Genomic DNA, 1,933 nt, shown 5'->3' on the forward strand with positions numbered 1-1,933 from the left:
GCGGCGAGACGGGATGCTCGATGCGCTCCGCCACCGCGCCCCCCGCCCGCGTCGCCATCACCAGCCGCACGATGTAGTCCTTGAGCGCGGGCGCCAGATGCACCTGCGCCACCTCGCGGCGCGCGGCGTGGATGTCGGCCTCGGCGATCAGCTCGGCCGCGGGCGTGGGCGGCGCGAGCAGCTCGGTTTCCACCAGATCGAGGATCGCCCGCTCGTCCTCGGCCCCCGGCAGGTCGAGATGCAGGTGCAGCAGGAAGCGGTCCATCTGCGCCTCGGGCAGCGGGAAGGTGCCCTCGTGCTCGATGGGGTTCTGGGTGGCGACCACCATGAAGGGATCGGGCAGGGGGCGGGTCGTCCCGCCGGTCGTGACCTGGTGCTCGGCCATCGCCTCCAGCAGCGCGGACTGGACCTTGGGCGGGGCGCGGTTGATCTCGTCCACCAGCACCAGCGAGTGGAACAGCGGCCCCGGCACGAAGCCGAAGCCCTCCTCGGCGCGATAAACCTGGGTGCCGGTCAGATCCGAGGGCAGCAGGTCCGGCGTGCACTGGATGCGCGCGTGCCGGCCCGGCAGATGCGCGGCCAGCCGCTTGACCGCGCGGGTCTTGGCGATGCCGGGCGGGCCTTCCAGCAGCACATGGCCGCCCGCCAGCAGCGCGATCACCAGCCGCTCGGCCATCCGCTCGTGCCCCACCAGCCCCGCCGCCACGTCGCGGGTCAGCCGGGCGACGGGATGCTGGAAGTTCGTGCTGGGACGGGTCACGGGGCTCTCCGGTTCGGGCGGGTGGACGGGCAGCCAGGCTGGCGCGGCAGGTCAGGAGTGTCGCATCCGGTCCACCGGCCTGTCTCTCCGACGAAATGGTGAGGTCGCGGCCCTCGGGATGGCGGGTGCCAGTCGCCGGAATCGCGGAACATCTCGTCGCGGAAGGCGCGCGTGCTCCGGCTTTCCTCGGCCCCTTCCGGGCCTCGGTCACGGCGACGATGTTCACGGCATGGCCGCCCCTGACGTGACAGATGACCACATGGACGCCGGGGCGGTCACGTCATCCAAGCCCTCAAGGCCGTGGCGCATGGGGCGCAAACTCCTCATGCGGAAGCCAGATAGTTGTTCATTGCAAAAATAAGTTTCCAATGGAATACGCACGTCCATGGTTGTTATTTGGTGCCCAGCCACCATGAACAGTTGACAACATGTGTACCTTGCACGCACTCTCACCCGCGTTAGCCGTGGGAGGGCATCAGATGAAGGCACTGGCAGGCAGCGTTGCGCTGTTGGCTCTGGCGACGACCGCCGGGTTCGCCGCCACCTATCCTGAAAAGACGATCGAGATCGTGGTTCCATATGCCGCGGGCGGCGGGACCGACCTTTCGGCGCGCATCCTTGCGGAATCGCTGCAGAAGCAGCTGGAGGGCAGCACCGTCGTCGTGCGGAACGAGCCGGGCGGCGGCGGGTCGAACGGCACCGGCAAGGGCCTGAAGGCGCCCGCCGACGGCCATACGCTGACGATCGGGGCGCAGGGGCCGATCGCGCTGCTGCCGCATTACGGCGCGACCACCTACAGCATCGACGACGTGGACTTCCTGGGCCTGATGGGCCGCAACCTGCAGGTCGTGCTGGCCTGCAAGGACGCCCCCTTCAAGACCTTCGCCGAGTTCATGGATCATGCCCGCGCCAATCCCGGCGCGACGCTGGTCGGCAACTCGGGGGCGGGCGGGGCGAACCACCTGTCCTTCGAAGCCTATGGCAAGGCCACCGACACCAGCTTTGAGCACGTGCCCTTCGGCGGCGCCTCCGAGGCGCTGACGGCCTGCGCGGGCGGCCATATCGACGCCGTGACCGCCACCCCGGCCGAAGCACGCCCGCATGTCGAGGGCGGCGCCGTCACCCCCCTGTTCGTGATGGAGCGCGAGCGGATCGCCGACATGCCCGAGGTGC

2 protein-coding genes are annotated in these 1,933 nt (G+C 69.5%); one reads left to right on the plus strand and one right to left on the minus strand.

The window, feature by feature from the left end; all coding sequences use genetic code 11:
- Positions 1-760: MoxR family ATPase (locus tag Q4F04_RS15750; protein WP_303370728.1), on the minus strand; the 760-nt coding region annotated here is incomplete at its 3' end.
- A 479-nt stretch (positions 761-1,239) separates the two neighbouring features.
- On the opposite strand from Q4F04_RS15750, the gene Q4F04_RS15755 reads away from it, so the two are divergent.
- A partial coding sequence (locus Q4F04_RS15755) for a tripartite tricarboxylate transporter substrate binding protein (RefSeq protein WP_303370729.1) occupies positions 1,240-1,933 on the plus strand: 694 nt, incomplete at its 3' end.

This window comes from Paracoccus sp. (in: a-proteobacteria), assembly GCF_030536915.1.
In the GTDB taxonomy this organism is placed as follows: Bacteria; Pseudomonadota; Alphaproteobacteria; order Rhodobacterales; family Rhodobacteraceae; genus Paracoccus.